The 16,900-nt window shown below is 46.7% G+C and carries 9 protein-coding genes; all 9 read left to right on the plus strand.

The window, feature by feature from the left end:
* The first annotated feature begins 51 nt into the window (after nt 1-51).
* The 9 genes from ABZR88_RS07145 (at nt 52) to ABZR88_RS07185 (ending at nt 16,892) form a co-directional block, all read left to right on the plus strand.
* Entirely contained in the window at nt 52-3,261 is a 3,210-nt protein-coding gene (locus ABZR88_RS07145; RefSeq protein WP_170113578.1) for a SusC/RagA family TonB-linked outer membrane protein, read from the plus strand.
* 27 nt (nt 3,262-3,288) lie between these two features.
* Nucleotides 3,289-4,917 carry a RagB/SusD family nutrient uptake outer membrane protein gene (locus ABZR88_RS07150; RefSeq protein WP_107828462.1) on the plus strand — a complete coding sequence of 543 codons (1,629 nt, stop codon included), beginning with the start codon at nt 3,289-3,291 and terminating at the stop codon, nt 4,915-4,917.
* A gap of 114 nt (nt 4,918-5,031) precedes the next feature.
* Nucleotides 5,032-6,876: a GDSL-type esterase/lipase family protein gene (locus tag ABZR88_RS07155; protein WP_107828104.1), complete on the plus strand. Its 1,845-nt coding sequence runs from the start codon at nt 5,032-5,034 to the stop codon at nt 6,874-6,876.
* A complete protein-coding gene (locus ABZR88_RS07160) occupies nt 6,876-7,265 on the plus strand; it encodes an SxtJ family membrane protein (protein ID WP_107828103.1) in 390 nt (129 codons plus the stop codon). The genes ABZR88_RS07155 and ABZR88_RS07160 overlap by 1 nt, the downstream gene beginning before the upstream one ends.
* Before the next feature lie 6 nt (nt 7,266-7,271).
* Nucleotides 7,272-7,421 carry a DUF5989 family protein gene (locus ABZR88_RS07165; RefSeq protein WP_170113577.1) on the plus strand — a complete coding sequence of 50 codons (150 nt, stop codon included), beginning with the start codon at nt 7,272-7,274 and terminating at the stop codon, nt 7,419-7,421.
* Nucleotides 7,422-7,424: 3 nt separating this feature from the next.
* Nucleotides 7,425-9,263, plus strand: a complete 1,839-nt coding sequence (locus ABZR88_RS07170; RefSeq protein WP_107828102.1) for a carbamoyltransferase — start codon at nt 7,425-7,427, stop codon at nt 9,261-9,263.
* On the plus strand, nt 9,253-11,601 hold the full coding sequence (locus ABZR88_RS07175; RefSeq protein ID WP_107828101.1) for a glycoside hydrolase family 127 protein: 2,349 nt from the start codon (nt 9,253-9,255) through the stop codon (nt 11,599-11,601). Before ABZR88_RS07170 ends, ABZR88_RS07175 begins: the two co-directional genes overlap by 11 nt.
* A 195-nt stretch (nt 11,602-11,796) precedes the next feature.
* A complete protein-coding gene (locus tag ABZR88_RS07180; protein WP_146166512.1) occupies nt 11,797-12,645 on the plus strand; it encodes a hypothetical protein in 849 nt (282 codons plus the stop codon).
* A 104-nt stretch (nt 12,646-12,749) separates the two neighbouring features.
* Nucleotides 12,750-16,892, plus strand: a complete 4,143-nt coding sequence (locus tag ABZR88_RS07185; RefSeq protein WP_107828099.1) for a two-component regulator propeller domain-containing protein — start codon at nt 12,750-12,752, stop codon at nt 16,890-16,892.
* Nucleotides 16,893-16,900 lie beyond the last annotated feature (8 nt).

Raw genomic sequence — 16,900 nt, forward strand, 5'->3', positions numbered from 1 at the left:
GCTCTAACAGGGCATAAGTGGCCTTCTTATGCTCATAAAATCCTGTTAATAATGAAGTTGACTTTTGTTTTGCTGGTTACCGCCTTTCTGCAAATATCGCTGGCAGGGCGGGCTCAAAATGTAACATACACTGCCAAATCGGCCCCGCTATCGCAGGTGATGGCAGAAATCCAGAATCAAACAGGCTATCACTTTTTATATACAGACCAAATGCTGGCCGATGCGCACGCCGTTGATCTGAATATAAAGAACCAGCCCCTGCATGAAGCTTTACGTTTATGCTTTGAGGGGCAACCGCTTACTTACAGTGTAAAAAACAAAACTATTATACTACAGCATAAAGAGGTTGCGGCCCCTGTGTTACCGGCACTCAAAGAGGTAAAAATAACCGGCGTGGTAACGGATGAAACCAACCAGCCGCTACCGGCTGTAACTGTTAAGCTGGTGGGCGGCGGCGCAGTTACCCAAACTGATGTGCAGGGCAGATTCAGCATCATGGTTCCGGATGTTAACTCGGTTATAGAGTTTTCGTCTATAGGTTTTGCTACGCAACAACTTAAGGCTGGCGGCGCCACGCTAAATGTACAAATGCGTGCAACGCTTAACTCATTGAGCGAGGTGGTGGTTATTGGTTACGGCGCGCAACGCAAAGGTGATGTAACCAGTGCGGTGGCTACCGTAAAATCTGAAAACTTTGTGAGCGGTCCGGTAACTGATGCCGGCGAACTGCTGAAAGGTAAAGTGGCCGGTCTATCTATCTCCAATCCATCCGGCGACCCGAACGCGCAATCGCAGATCTTACTGCGCGGTACCAATACCATCAATGGCGCCAACACCGGTGTGCTGGTAATTATTGACGGTGTACCGGGCGACCTGCTTACCGTTGCACCTGAAGATATTGCAGAGGTATCTGTACTAAAAGACGGTTCATCTGCTGCTATTTATGGTGTGCGTGGCTCAAACGGCGTTATCATTATCACTACCAAACATGCTACCGGCAATAATAATAACCGGGTTGATTATAGCGGTAACGTAAGCACCAGCGAACTGACCCGTGTGCCTAAACTGCTTACGGCGCAAGATTATCGTGATCAGATTGCCGCCGGTACCCGTTCCTCATCTTATGACCTCGGCAGCAACACCAACTGGATAGATGCCATCAGTAAAAATCACCCGGTATCAACCACCCAAAACTTAACCTTTAATGGCGGTAATGCGCAAACTAATTACCTGGCATCATTTAACTACCGTTTTTTGAATGGTGTTTTCCAGCAATCAAACCATAAGCAGGTAACGGGGAGGGTAGATATTAATCATACCATGTTGGATGGAAAACTGAAATTCAACTTTGGATTAACCCAAACCAACTTCAGCGATATCCCTTTCAGTACGTATGATTATCGTCAGGCACTCATCATGAATCCTACCGCCCCGGTTATAGAGCCTAACGGCAGCTATTACCAAGAGCCAACCAACTTCCAGTATCAAAATCCGGTATCAGACCTTTATAATAGCAGCCAGCCGCAAAACTCGTTCAGAAACAAGTACAACACAACCGTTACTGTGTTGCCGGTTGAGGGTCTGCGTATCTCGGCTACGGGTTCATACACCAAAAGCGGTTATCAGAACCTGTATTATGCTAACACACAGAATATATCAACCCTGCGCGATAACCAAAACGGCGTAGCCAATATTGCAACTGGTCAAACGGTAGAACGTTTTCTGAATGCCTCTGCAGAGTACACCCGTGGGTTTGGCGAACACCATGTATCGTTATTAGCTGGCTATGAGTACCAGGACTATGATAATTTTAACTCATACATCGCCAACCACAACTTCCCTACGGATGTTTTTGGCTATAACCAGATCCAACTGGGTGCCGCTCAAAAAGACGGACAAGATGTGATTAGCAGCGGTCGTACGCAAACTAATCTGATCAGTTATTTTGCCCGTGCTACCTATAACTACATGGATAAATACCTGTTACTGGCCAGCTTGCGTATTGATGGTGCCAGCCAGTTGTACGGTGCCAGCGAGCCTTACGGTAAATTTCCGTCCATACAGGCCGGATGGCGCATCAGCAAAGAGAATTTTATGAAAGATCAGCACCTGTTTGATGATCTGAAACTGCGCGCAGGTTACGGTGTAACCGGTAATCAGCCGTCGGCAGGTTTCTTAGCTGTAGGTTTGCTAAAGTATGATACTTATATTCTGTACAATGGCCAGTGGATTCAAACACTTGTGCCCGCGCAAAATGCCAACCCAAGTCTGCGTTGGGAAGAGAAACATGAGACTAACCTGGGCCTTGATTTCAGCTTGCTGAAAGGCCTGGTTACCGGTAGCGTTGATGTGTACGACCGTAAAATATCTGGTTTGTTATACAGCTACAATGTGCCTAGTCCGCCAAATCTGTACCCTACCACTATGGCCAACGTTGGTACCATGGAGAATAAAGGTTTAGAGGCAGCGGTGAACATCCGGCCAATTAAAACCAGAAATTTTAGCTGGACAAGTACCTTCACTTTCTCTACCAACTCCAACAAATTGATCAGCCTGTCTAATGACCTTTACCAGGCAACGGTACCTTATTTTACCACCGGCGGTACCCAAGATCCTATCCAAACCTTTACCAATATTGTACAGGTTGGTCATAACATAGGCGATTTTTATGGCTTTAAAGTAACCGGCGTATCGCCTGATGGTTACTGGATTTATCAGGAGCCCGATGGTACCAGCGTGCCATATAACAAGTTTAACCACTCGTTTAATGATAAGCAGGTTATCGGCAACGGTTTACCTAAGTACTACGGCGGCTGGAACAACAGCATCAGCTACAAAAACTGGGATTTTAGTGTAACCATGCGTGGTGCGTTTGATTACCAGGTGCTCAACTTTCAGCGTATGTATTATGAAAATCCGGGCATCATTAACTACAACAGGCTAAAATCGGCTTATGACAAAGTGTTTGGTACCGCCGTGCTGAACAAGAATGTACCGCTGGAGTTTAACAGCTATTATGTAGAGAACGGCGATTTCTGGAAAGTTGATAACATCAACCTGGGTTATACTTTCCGCAACGTAAAATCTAAGTATATCCATAACCCTCGGGTAGCTTTCTCTACGCTCAATACCTTTATCATTACCGGTTACAAGGGCATCGACCCGGAGGTTGACCGTGGTGGTTTAGCGCCAGGTAATGATCCGCGCGATACTTATCCGTCACAACGCACCTTTACTCTTAGTTTTTCGGCCAGTTTTTAATAGATGAACCATCAAAAGATATTTAAAATGAAAAAGAGATATTTATTTTTTGCCGCAGTAACTGCAGGCCTGATGGCCATCTACTCGTGCACAAAATTGAACGATAAAGATTATGCCACCATTGTATCAAGCCAGTTTAGTCCTACGTCTAAAGACGTAGCCGCCCTGGTGGGTGTTCCTTACACCAACTGGCGTACGCTTGAGCTGGGCCGTAGTGCCAATGCTATCTGGCGTACCAATGAGATCTCGGCAGATGAAACCGTGATCCCGGCGCGCCCTAATGGCTGGGTAGACGGGGGCATTTACCGCCGTATGCACGAGCACAAATGGACGGCTGATGAGGATAACAGCTTCCAGATCTGGACCAACGCTTTTTCTGGTATAACCAACTGTAACCGTTTGCTTTATCAGTTGGATAATAACCTGATCCCGGTAACCACCGGTAAAGACCAACTGGAGGCCGAACTAAAGGTGCTGCGCGCATCATTTTACTATGCGCTGTGCGACTTTTTTGGCAACGTGCCCATTATCACCAAGTTTGATGTGCCTGCCGGTTACTTGCCAACTCAAAGCACCCGTGCACAGGTATATGCTTTTATTATCTCTGAGTTAACTACCAATATTCCACTGCTTAGCAAGTTAAATGATGGCACTACTTATGGTCGCTTTAACCAGTGGGCTGCCAATGCTTTACTGGCTAAAATGTACCTGAACGCAGGCGTCTATACCGGCACGCCAGACTGGGCCAACTGTATCAAAGCGTGCGATCAGGTAATCAACTCTGGTCTTTACAGCCTGGAATCTGTGCAGTCAAATGTTTTTGCTACCAATAATTCAGGCTCAAAGGAGATTGTTTTCGCTATTCCGTTCGATAATATTTATACCGCCGATGGCGCCACGGCCTGGACACTGCACATGGAAACCCTGGAGCCCGAAAATCAAGCGACCTATAACTTTCAGAACTCGCCATGGGGCGGTATCTGCGCCATTCCGCAGTTTATCAATACGTTTGATCCGGATGATAATCGTTTGAAGGCAAACTGGATCCAGGGCCAGCAATACACCGCATCCGGATCTGTGCTGATGGGTACAATGGATAAGTTTAACGGCAAACCACTTAGCTATGTTAACGAAGTGCCGGGGGTGGACTCTACGCAGGAGGTACATGGTTTCCGTCTGGGTAAATACCAGATCCAGAATGCAGAGCTGGTGGGTATGAGTAATGATTTCCCGCTGTTCCGCTATGCTGATATTTTGATGATGAAGGCCGAAGCGTCATTGCGTTCTGGCGACGCGGCAACCGCGGCCAGTTTGGTAACCCAGGTGCGCCAGCGTGATTTTACTACTAATCCATCTAAAGCCACAGTTACTGCCGCACAATTACAGGCCAATACTTCTTATGATTATGGTTTGCGCAATCACCTGTCAACCACTCATGAGAGCGTAAGCGATATACAATACGGCCGCATGTTGGATGAGTTAGGTTGGGAGTTTGCGCAAGAAGGCCGCCGCCGTCAGGATCTGATTCGTTTTGGTGTATTTACATCAAAATCATGGTTGTCGCACTCGCCCAATGGAGCTTACCGCACGTTGCTGCCTATCCCAACAAGTGCCATGCACACCAACTCTAATCTGAAACAAAACACAGGCTACTAATGCATCTTTCATCTTCACGGTTAATATAATTGGTTGCACAGGGCGATGCTTTATCGTCCTGTGCATTTTTTCGATTTTTTATTAGTCTGAAGTAGAAAATTAAACAATTAAGGTATGGCGGCGGGCAATACAAATCCTTCTATAAGCAAAGTAAAAAAGAGGTGGTTCAGGCTGATGGCTTGTCTGTTGCCGTTCGTTTTTCTGGCTTTGGCCGAAGGGATGTTGAGGTTGACAGGATATGGGCACGATACCTCGCTATTTGTACCTTACCCTAACGATGCTGGTAAGCTGGTGATGAACCGCTATGCATCTGAGCGTTATTTTTCTGACACAGTAAATGCCACTAAAGGTTATTATGAGCCATTTGAGAAAAAGAAAGCGCCCGGCACCCTGCGCCTGTTTGTTTTAGGTGAATCAACCGCGGCGGGCTATCCTTACTTTCATAATGGTTCGTTCCACCGCTGGCTGCAATACCGGTTAATGCATGCGTTGCCTGCACAACGGGTAGAGGTAATTAACCTGTCGCTCACTGCCGTTAACTCTTACACAGTGCTTGATTTTGCCCGCCAACTATCGGCACTGCAGCCTGACGCTGTGTTGGTTTACGTAGGGCATAATGAGTACTATGGCGCATTGGGCGTGGCCTCAACCAGTAGGATTGGCAGTAATCCGGCTATGATTGATCTGTTGCTAAACCTGCGCCGTTTGCGATTAGTGCAGCTGATAGACAATGCCATCTATGGCTTCAAAAACAGCGGCAGGAAGTCAACCGATGCCCGCGAGAACCTGATGAAACGAATGGCAGCCAAACAAGCCATCCCCTTAAACAGTGATGATTATAAAGCAGGCATTACCCAGTTTGAAAACAACATGTCGGCCTTGTGCCGACTGTTTGCCAAGAACAAGGTGCCGTTGTTTCTAAGTACACTGGTAAGTAACGAAAAAGACCTGTATCCTTTAACCAGCGCTGACAATGGTCCACTTTCTGCAGACAAAGCTTTTGAAGCCGGTAACAAAGCCTACAGTAACGGGCAATTTGATAAAGCCAAAGCAGATTACCAACAAGCTAAAGAAGATGACGAATTGCGTTTCCGTGCGCCCGAGGCAATGAACGGCATTATTCGTAAACTGGCAAACAGCTATCCCAACGTACATTTGGTGGATGTGCGCTCGACCTTTGAGCAGGCATCGCCACATGGAATATTGGGTAATGAAACCCTGCTGGAGCATGTGCATCCCAACCTGTATGGGTACGCGCTAATGGCCGATGCTTATTATCAATCACTCAAGCAAAATCACATTATCCAACCCGATGCCGGGCACGAAATGACCTTCGCGCAGCTAGGGCAACAAATGCCCGTAACTCGCGTAGACTCGCTGTTTGGCGCCTACCAGGTAATGATGCTGAAGGCCGGCTGGCCATTCAATCAGCCTATCCCGGCTAATTTTAAGCGGGGAAATTCTGTAGAAGAACAGCTGGCAGGAGCGCTATCTGTGGGGAACGTAACCTGGGGCCAGGCCAATGACGCACTTTTCAGAAACAGCATGGCTAAAGGCGATAAGAGAACAGCGCTCAGAGCTACCGAAGCCGCGTTGCTGGAAACTCCAGATAATAGTCAGTATTATATCTATGCCGCACGCCTCAACTTTGATCTGGGCAACTATGCCGAGTCTGAATTTTACTTTACCAGGCTTTACCAATTAGATGCCTCATTTCAGAATGCGCAGAACCTTTTTCTGTTTGATATTAAATCAGATCAACCTGAAAAAGCTTTAGGGCTACTGGATACTTTGATCAGTAAAAATACCTCGCAACGCAACTTTGAACCCTACAGGGCAATGTTGGCCGGTATAGTGACTAACAAAAACAAAGCTACCAATGCTGGCAACCGCCTGGCCATTGCCTCTGCTTATGAGCAATTAGGCGAGCCAGAATTAGCCAGTAAATACCGCAAATAATGAACACAGCAACAAAAGAAAACAGAAAATTCGGACTGATAGTTGGCGGTGCTTTCATGGCGCTGGCCGCTTACCGGTTTTATAAAATGGGGCATATTAATCCGTTATTGGCCGGCATCGGTATAACATTAATTACTGCCGGTTTAATAGTGCCTCAATGGCTTACCAGGCCTCGCCGTGGCTGGGAGAAATTGGGGGAGGTGCTGGGGTATATCAATACTTTAGTGTTGCTCACCTTGGTGTATGTATTTGTAGTGACACCTTTGGCATTGATTAACCGGTTGCTGGGGAATGATCCGCTAAAATTGAAATCAAGTCCTCAGACAGATACGTACTGGGAGCCTAATAATAACGACGGCGATAAAACGCAAATGAACCGACAATTTTAAACCACCATGAGCATACTAACCGAGTTTTTGATGTTTTTGCGGGAGCGTAAACGCTACTGGCTTTGGCCGTTTGTTTTGGTAGTGTTGATGCTCAGTCTATTTTTGTTTTTGGCGCAGGGTACGGCGCTCTCTACCTTCATCTATTCGTTGTTTTAGACCATGTACATTCTGGGTATCTCAGGTTTTTATCATGATAGTGCGGCCTGCATTATTAAAGATGGCGAGCTGATGGCCGCTGCCCAGGAAGAACGTTTTACCCGGATAAAGAACGATGCCGCTTTCCCTGTTAATGCTATCAGGTTTTGCTTCGATTTCTGTGGAATTACCCTATCGCAGGTGCAGCACATCGTCTTTTATGAAAAGCCGTTTCTGAAGTTTGAACGACTGGTGGAAACCTTTTTTGCCTTTGCCCCGCGCGGTATTGTGGCTTACCTTAAGGCGGTACCTGTTTGGGTTAAAGAAAAGCTCTTTCTGAAACGGATGGTGATCAAAGCATTGAAGAATCTGGAGCCTGGCTGGAAATCCGCTGCAGATACCATGCTTTTTACCAGTCATCATCAATCACACGCGGCATCAGCATTTTTTCCATCACCATTTCAGGAAGCCTTGGTTCTAACCATGGATGGTGTGGGCGAGTGGACTACCACATCGGTAGCCATTGGTAGCGGCAATGAATTGAAAATGCAGCGCGAAATCAGGTTTCCGCATTCCATCGGTTTGTTGTATTCTGCTTTTACATATTATCTTGGTTTTAAGGTAAACTGCGATGAATATAAGGTGATGGGGCTGGCGCCTTACGGTAAACCCGTTTATAAAAAGCTGGTCTATGATAAGTTGGTAGATGTTAAGGCAGATGGTTCTTTCAGGTTGAATATGGATTATTTTACCTTCGCCACGGGGCTAACCATGACGGGTCGCCGTTTTGATCAACTACTGGGGCAGCAGCGTCGGCAGCCAAATGAAGAGCTAACGCAGTTCCACATGGATGTGGCCGCTTCAATACAACAGGTAACTGAGGAGATGGTGCTGCAATTGGCCATTAATCTGCATAAAGATTATCCGTTTGAAAACCTTTGTCTGGCCGGTGGAGTGGCCCTCAATTGCGTGGCTAACGGCCGTTTGTTAAGGGAAGGCCCGTTTAAAAATATATGGGTACAACCCGCAGCCGGCGACGCTGGTGGCGCCATAGGTGCAGCATATTGCGCCTGGTATGAGTATCTGGGGCAACCCAGACTTGTCAATAATCAGACCGACCAGATGAAAGGCACCCTGTTGGGGCCTGAGTTTGCTATGGATGAGATTAAGGCTGCGTTGCTTGAAGCCAAGCTGAATTATGATGAACTTAGCGATGACGACTTTTACCCTCGTGTAGCCAGTTTGATAGCAGGCGGACAGGTGATAGGATGGTTTAACGGGCGAATGGAGTTTGGTCCGCGTGCTTTGGGAAGCAGAAGTATATTGGCTGATCCGCGCAGGAGCGATATGCAATCGGTATTGAATCGCAAGATAAAATTCAGAGAATCATTCAGGCCATTTGCACCGGCTGTTCTGAGCGATTTTCAGCAGCAATATTTTGATCTGGATACATCGAGTCCGTATATGTTATTTACCACGCTGGTTGCCGAAGCACAACGTGTTGAAATTGATGAAGGCTTACACCCAACGGGTATCGACCTGTTAAAGCAAGTGCGCAGCACTATTCCTGCCGTTACGCATGTTGATTACTCTGCAAGGGTGCAAACGGTTAGTCGTGAAATTGCTGATTTTTACCGGGTGATTGATGCTTTTTATCGTTTAACTGCTTGTCCATTAGTGATCAATACTTCATTTAATGTAATGGACGAGCCCATTGTTTGTACGCCGCATGATGCCATTCGCTGCTTCCAAAAGAGCGGAATGGATGTGCTGGTATTTAAAAATATGATTGTTTACAAGGCTGAGCGCAAAGTCGATCAGCTCACAGAACCAAATTATGAGAATCAAACCTATGAAATATAATTCCAAAATAGCTTTATGCTTTGCCATTAGTGCTTTTGTTGCATCCACGGTACGTGCCCAAACGCCGCAACAGCAGTTGTTTAAACTTAATCAAGTAAAGCTGTTGCCCAGTCCGTTTCTGTCTGCCGAGCAGACGGACATGAACTACATGAGCAAGCTCGATCCCGATAGGCTGTTGGCGCCCTTTCTGCGTGAAGCTGGCCTGAAACCTAAGGCTGAGAGCTATGGCAATTGGGAAAACACCGGTCTTGATGGCCACACCGCTGGCCATTATCTTACTGCAATAGCCCAGGTTTATGCCGCCACCGGCGATGTGAAATGGAAGCAGCGCCTGGACTATATGGTAAGCGAACTGAAGCGCTGCCAGGATAACCGCACTGACGGCTATGTAGGAGGCATCCCTGGCGGACCGGAAATGTGGGCGCAATTAAAGAAAGGTGATTTCTCGCTTTTTAGGCGCAGGTGGGTGCCCTGGTATAACCTGCACAAACTTTATGCAGGTTTGCGTGATGCCTATCTGATTGGCGGTAACGAGCAGGCTAAAGTGGTACTGATCAAACTAACCGATTGGGCCGACCAGGAGGTTGCCGGCTTGAGCGAACAGCAAATGCAAAAGATGCTTGATACCGAGCATGGTGGTATGAACGAGGTTTGTGCCGATGTTGCCGCTATAACCGGCGATAAGAAATATCTCGCCCTGGCCAAAAAGTTTACCCACCAGGCTATTTTGCAGCCGCTGGAACGAGATGAGGATAAGCTGAACGGTTTGCACGCTAACACTCAGATACCCAAGGTGATTGGTTTTGAACGCATAGCCGAGCTGGATCACGATCAACAGTATGATAATGCGGCACAGTTTTTCTGGCAAACGGTGGTAAATAATCGCAGCATATCTATTGGCGGCAACAGCGTGCGCGAGCATTTTAATCCGGCTAATAACTTCTCTACCATGATTGAGTCTGAACAGGGGCCCGAAACCTGTAACAGCTACAACATGCTGAAGTTGACCAAATTGCTGTTTACTGTGCACCCTAAGGCCAGTTATATAGATTATTATGAACGTACGCTGTATAATCATATCCTATCATCAGAGAGGCCGGGTGCCGATGGTGGTTTTGTATACTTTACGCCCATCCGCCCGCGGCATTACCGTGTGTATTCGCAACCAGACGAAGGCTTTTGGTGCTGCGTAGGTACAGGCATGGAAAACCATGGCAAATACGGCGAGTTGATCTATTCGCACCAGGGCAGCAATCTTTATGTAAATCTGTTCATCGCTTCTGTACTTAACTGGAAGGAACAGGGTATCACCCTAACCCAAAAAAACAATTTTCCGTTTGAAGAAAAGACTGAATTGCAGATCAAACTTAGCCGTCCGCAAACCTTCAAACTTAACATCAGAAAGCCTGAGTGGGTTAAAGATGGCCAGTTTGTGGTTACAGTAAACAGTAAGCCTGTAAAAACTCAGGCAGATGGTAGTGGCTACGTAGCTATCAGCCGCGCTTGGAATAACAATGACAAAATAAATGTTGCACTGCCTATGAAAGACCGCTTGGACTATCTGCCAGATCACTCGGCCTGGGTATCAATTTTGCATGGTCCAATTGTACTGGCAGCACCTACCGATACCTCAAAACTTACCGGACTGATGGCTGATGGCAGTCGTTTTGGCCACATCGCTTCGGGGCCGCTGGAAGGTTTGGGTACGGCGCCAATGCTGGTAGATAATGGTAAAAATCTGTCGGCCATGCTAAAATCGGCAGGCGGGCCGCTTACTTATCATTTAAACGGAATGATCTGGCAAACTCAGTTCCAAAATCTCACCCTTAAGCCGTTTTTTGAACTGCACGATGCCCGCTATATGCTTTATTGGCCCATTGCCAAACCCGGTCAGGAAGCCCAGCGCCAAAAAGAATTGGTACAGGCGGATGCCCGTGTGCTGTCTATGTCGCAGCGCACGGTTGATCAGGTAACACCCGGCGAACAGCAGCCCGAAGCAGATCATTTTATGGAAATGGCAAATGCTCAAACCGGTGTGCTGGTAGACCGCCACTGGCGTAGCACTACAGGTTTTTTTAGCTACAAAATGCGGATAACCGGCGCTACCAAAAACCTGGAAGTTACCGGTCGCGGCGATCAGAAAGGGGAGTTTGATATTTTGATTGACGGTGTGAAAGTTGGCCACGCGGCATTTGACGGAGGCGAAGGAGATCGTTTCATTACCCGGAGTTTTAGTATCCCCGATGGTTTAAAAACAAAGAGCAGCATAATCTTAAAAATAGTTGCTACAAGCGCCGATGGGACAGGCCCCGTGTACGATATCAGGCTTCTTTTATAACAACGGCACAAACTAAAATAACGAGTATGAAAGGCTCAAATAGCAAACTATTTGAGCCTTTTTAATAATAACTATGACTAGTTAGGGCTTGCCATCTGTGGGCTTTAACTAATCAGTATCACGCCTAAATGTGATGGATATCACATTCCCAATCCTGTTAAATATGGAGTTTTACGTCATCAGAAAAACGAAAGGATGAACACGATAGCCGTATTAACAGATCTTTCTGCAGAAACAACAAATGCTTGCTTTTATGCACTGAAATTAGCAGTTAGAATGAGAGCCGATGTGCAGTTATTCAATGTCAGTATAACCAATAAAATTAAAGAGCCAGTGTTGGTGGCGACCGGAGATGAAGCTTGGGGGGACCACAACGATAAAGCCTTTGCCGATAATTTCTGTAATGCACTGTACGCCGATTTTGAGCATCGTTGTTTTACCGGGGCATTTAAACCGATGCTTTCATGTCAGGCTGTGCAGCAAAGTGCTGCTGATGCGTTGATGTCTTTTATGGGTAATGACGATGTCGGTCTTATCATTGTTCCGCTGCCTGGAGGGCAAACAATGAGTAGCTTTGGTCAAAGTATTGCATTTAAAAACATCATGCGTTTGGCTACTGCACCTATATTGGTTTTACCTGAAAATGCAGATACGCAGTATTTTGAAAAAATAGCATTTTGTGCAGGCGGCGAGGCTAATGATACACAGAATATCCTATCGCTTGTTGGCCTGATGAAACCGCTTTCGCCCTCAATAATGGTAGCAAGCCTAACTAAACACAGCGCGGTCAATTCTATCGGCAAAGCTATAATGAAGGCGGTTAAAGAACGAACCGATTACGGCCGAATCTACTATCGCGATATTATGCCGGTTGACCATAGTGGTAGTTGGAAGTGGCTGACCCAAAATAAAAAGTGCGATTTGCTGGCGCTAACCCAAAAGTCTAAACCAGAAATGGATATGTTTTTTAATCAGGGTGAAACGTATGCCGCTACCTGGCATATTAACATCCCATTGCTTGTTTTTCCGGCATGGAGTGAGTAGGTCAAAAAGCTGATCTGATTTAGTGATTCAAAAAGCCAGCAATTAATGTGCTGGCTTTTTCTGTTTGGCAAGCTGTGCAGATATAGCTAAAAGTTAGCCCTTAATTGTTAATTTTATCCCTCGCCGCATTTACGGCCTTTAACCCTGCTGACTGGAAACCTGTGCATCGCCCAATTAAATTTATTAAAAAAGCGTTGGTCGCCTTCCTGCTATCTGCTTGCATTTGCAGCGCGGCGGCGGCACAGGTATCCTATACCGTAGAGCAGATCGGGCTTGAAAAAGGATTATCTAACAGTGCGGCACGCAGTTTTTGCCAGGACCGTAACGGGTTTATCTGGATTGGTACCAACGACGGGTTGAACCGCTATGACGGTTATGAGTTTAAAGTGTTTCGCAAGCGTGAAGGTGATACCACGGGGCTGATTAATAATTGGATTAATGTGATAGCGGAAGATGCAACTGCGCACCTTTGGATTGGTACCCATGGCGGCGTGAGCGTGTATGATCCGGTTACCGGCAAGTTCTCAACAGTAATGTTTCGGCAGAGGGAAGGTGCTCCCTTACAACGCCTAATCAACGATACCGAAGGGATTCTTTTTGATCAGCAAGGAAATGCCTGTCTGCGTATAACTGATGGCCGCCTGATTGTATTTAAGGAAGGTTCGTTACAGTCTGGCAGGGTGGTTAATACAAATCAGGGCAAAGTAACTGCCATTTGTAATGGTACCGGCCAAACCATTTGGGCGCTGGTAGAGGGTAAGGGGCTTTGTAAGTATAATCTGCAAAGTGGGGCATTGCAATTTATAACTAAGGCGCCTTTTGGGGTAAGCCGTATACTGGCAGATCACGACGCACTATGGCTATCGGGCAATGGCGAGCTGCATCATTATAATATTGCCACTAATACTTTCGACCGCCATTTTGGGCATGCCGATGGATTAAGCTCTTCGCGTATTTCAGATTTGCAGCTGGTTAACAATCAGCAACTTTGGGTCGGGACGGATGGCGGCGGCATCAACATCCTTGATAAAAGTACAGGCAAATTCAGCTATATGGAAGCGGGCGATAGTCGATCTTCATTGAGCAGCAACGCGGTACTTGCTCTATATAAAGACAAACAATCGCGCATTTGGATAGGCACTTACCGGGGCGGTATCAATATTATTGATCCGCATCGGTCCAATTTTCAAACTATCGGGCATGAGCCGGGCAATCCTAATAGCCTGACCAATAACTTTGTGCTGGCCATCTGCCAGCTTGATGCCGCGCACCTTTGGATAGGTACCGATGGTGGAGGAGCCAGTTTGCTTGACCGCCGCACCAACCGTTTTACCAACTATGTTCATCGCCAGCATGATGCTGCTTCTATTGGCGGTAATTCTTTAACCAGCATTTGTAAAGATTATCGCAACGATATTTGGTTTGCTACTTATGACGGTGGTTTAAGCCGATACCTGCCTTCTACCCGAACTTTTGCTCAATATGAGGCCTGGACAGGGGGTAAGCCTCTTAATAATGCTACTTTCTGGCTGCTATATGAAGACCGCGCGCGCCAGTTATGGACCGGGGCGTTACAGCATGGTCTTTTTAAGCTTAACCGCGCGCATCAACGTTTTGAGCAATTTGATGCCACGCTTAATGACCTGCTGGTGCTATATCAGGATAAGAAAGGCCAGTTGTGGGGCGGTGGCTGGACGTCATTAGTAAAAATTGATACCCTGCACAAACAACATCATCGTTTTACCATAGGCCACGCTGTGCGTGCCATGTTTGAAGATAAGCAGGGACAATTATGGCTGGGTACAGAAGGCGGCCTGGTATTATTTGATCGGGCCAGCGGCCAGATCGTTAAAAAATATACCACTGCAGATGGCCTGGCTAATGATCATATTATGAACATGCAGCCAGACGAACATGATGGTTTATGGCTGAGCACTTATAACGGATTATCGCGGTTTGATCTGCGCACGCGCACGTTCCGTACCTATTCTACGGCCGACGGCCTGTCTGAAAGGGAGTTTAATTATAATGCCGGATTACGCCTGATTAATGGTGAAATTGCATTTGGCGGCGCTCGCGGATTAACCCTGTTTAATCCGCAAAAAGTGTATGGTAACAGGGGGGCGCCGCAGTTGGTATTTACGGGGCTCAATATTAATAACGCCCCTGTTGAAGAATCACCAGGCTACATAACCGGTACGCAGCAGGGTAAGATTACCGAGGTTAAGGTGCCTTATGATCAGGCCGTCTTTACTTTCAATTTTACAGCTATTGATTTTCCTTACAGCGATCATATTGATTACCGCTACCGTTTATTGAACCGTGATGCCGACTGGACAAATTGCGGTACCGGTCGCAGTGCTTCTTATGCCCGCCTGTCGCCCGGTAGTTATGATTTTCAGGTTAGCTGTACTAATCGTACCGGTAATTGGAGTGAGCATGTTATTAGTGTGCACGTTGTTGTGCTGCCGCCATGGTACCGAACCTGGTGGGCCACACTTGTTTTTGTGATGGCTGCTATTGGAGCGGTATATGGCTTTTTTAGCTACCGCATCAGGCAAACCCGTATGACTTATGAGATTATGCTGGCCCGCGAGAATGAGAAACGCCAGAAAGCCATTCAGGAAAGCGAGCGTCAGATCCATAACAACAGGCTGGAGTTTTTTACCAGTATATCGCATGAGTTCCGCACGCCATTGTCGCTTATTATCAATCCCGTAAAAGATATGCTGATGCGTGAGCATCATGACGATAAAAAAGAGCTGAATATCATTCACCGTAACGCCCGCCGCTTACTGAGTTTGGTTGATCAGTTGCTGTTGTTCCGTAAGGTTGATTCCGGCCTGGGCCAGATGACGGTAGTTGCGCTGGATGCACGCGATTTGTGCAGTGATATTTTTCAATGCTTTGCTCAACAGGCGCGCACCAATGGCGTTGAATATTTGTTTATAGCGCCAGACGCACCGCTACTGATCTACGGCGACCGCGAAAAGCTGGAGATCATTTTATTCAATCTGCTGTCTAATGCCCTGAAATTTACGCCACCAGGCGGACGTATAACGCTTGAACTGGAAGATGAATCTGATGGAGAAATCAAGATTAAAGTAAGTGATACCGGTTGTGGCATAGCGCCTGAAGAAGGTGAGCGCTTATTTGAGCAATTTTACCAGTCACGGTCTGGCGGACGCCCGGTTAAGGCTGGCTTTGGTATTGGTTTGTACCTGGCCCACCGGTTTGCACAGCAGCATGCCGGCAGCCTGAGTTATCAAAGTCAAACAGGCGAGGGGACGATCTTCCTGCTCACCCTGAAAAAAGGCAAAGCCCATTTTGATCAGGCGCAGATAAGTGAAGATACGGTTTCAGAATCGTCATTACTGGAAGAATTAATAGCCGATGACCAGCAAGTACTACCGGCAGAACCGCTCAAAACATTTAAAACTGCCGAAGTATTTACCGAGCGCAAAGTGATTTTGGTGGTGGACGATGATAGCGATATGCGCAATTACGTATGCGATATATTTAAAGACCAATACATCGTACATCAAGCCGCCGATGGCGAAACGGCCATGCTGATGGTCAAAGAAAAAACGCCCGATCTGGTAATTAGTGATGTAATGATGCCTGGCATAAGCGGCATAGCGTTTTGCAGTTGGCTGAAAAATGATCCGGCTTATAGTTATATCCCTGTTATCTTGCTAACGGCCAGTTCCTCGACCGAGAACCGTTTGAAGGGGCTGGACGGTGGCGCCGACGATTACCTGAGCAAACCCTTCGAAAAAGATCTGTTGGTAACCCGGGTGTCTAACCTGTTGACCATTCGTGATAATCTGCGGACGTATTTTTATAATGAGATTACGCTGCAAACCAACCCGGTAAATATCTCCGAGGAGTATAAATTGTTTTTACAGAAATGCATCGAGGTAATCGAAACACATCTTACAGATGCACAATTCAGCATAGGGGTGCTGGCGTCAGAGATAGGCATGAGCCATTCCAATCTTTACCGAAAGGTAAAGTTAATGTCGGGCTATACGGTTGCAGCGTTTATCAGGCTTATCAGGTTGCGTAAAGCGGCAGAGTTGCTCATCAACTCCAGCTATAACATTAACCAGGTGGCGGCGGCAACCGGCTTTAATGATATTAAATATTTCCGCACACAGTTCTCCAAACTGTTCGGTATGTCGCCGTCAGAGTTTACCAAAAAGAATCGTCCGGTGTTTAGTAAAAAGGTAAACACAAAGTGGTAATTATAGTC

The organism is Mucilaginibacter yixingensis, assembly GCF_041080815.1.
Taxonomy (GTDB): domain Bacteria; phylum Bacteroidota; class Bacteroidia; order Sphingobacteriales; family Sphingobacteriaceae; genus Mucilaginibacter; species Mucilaginibacter yixingensis.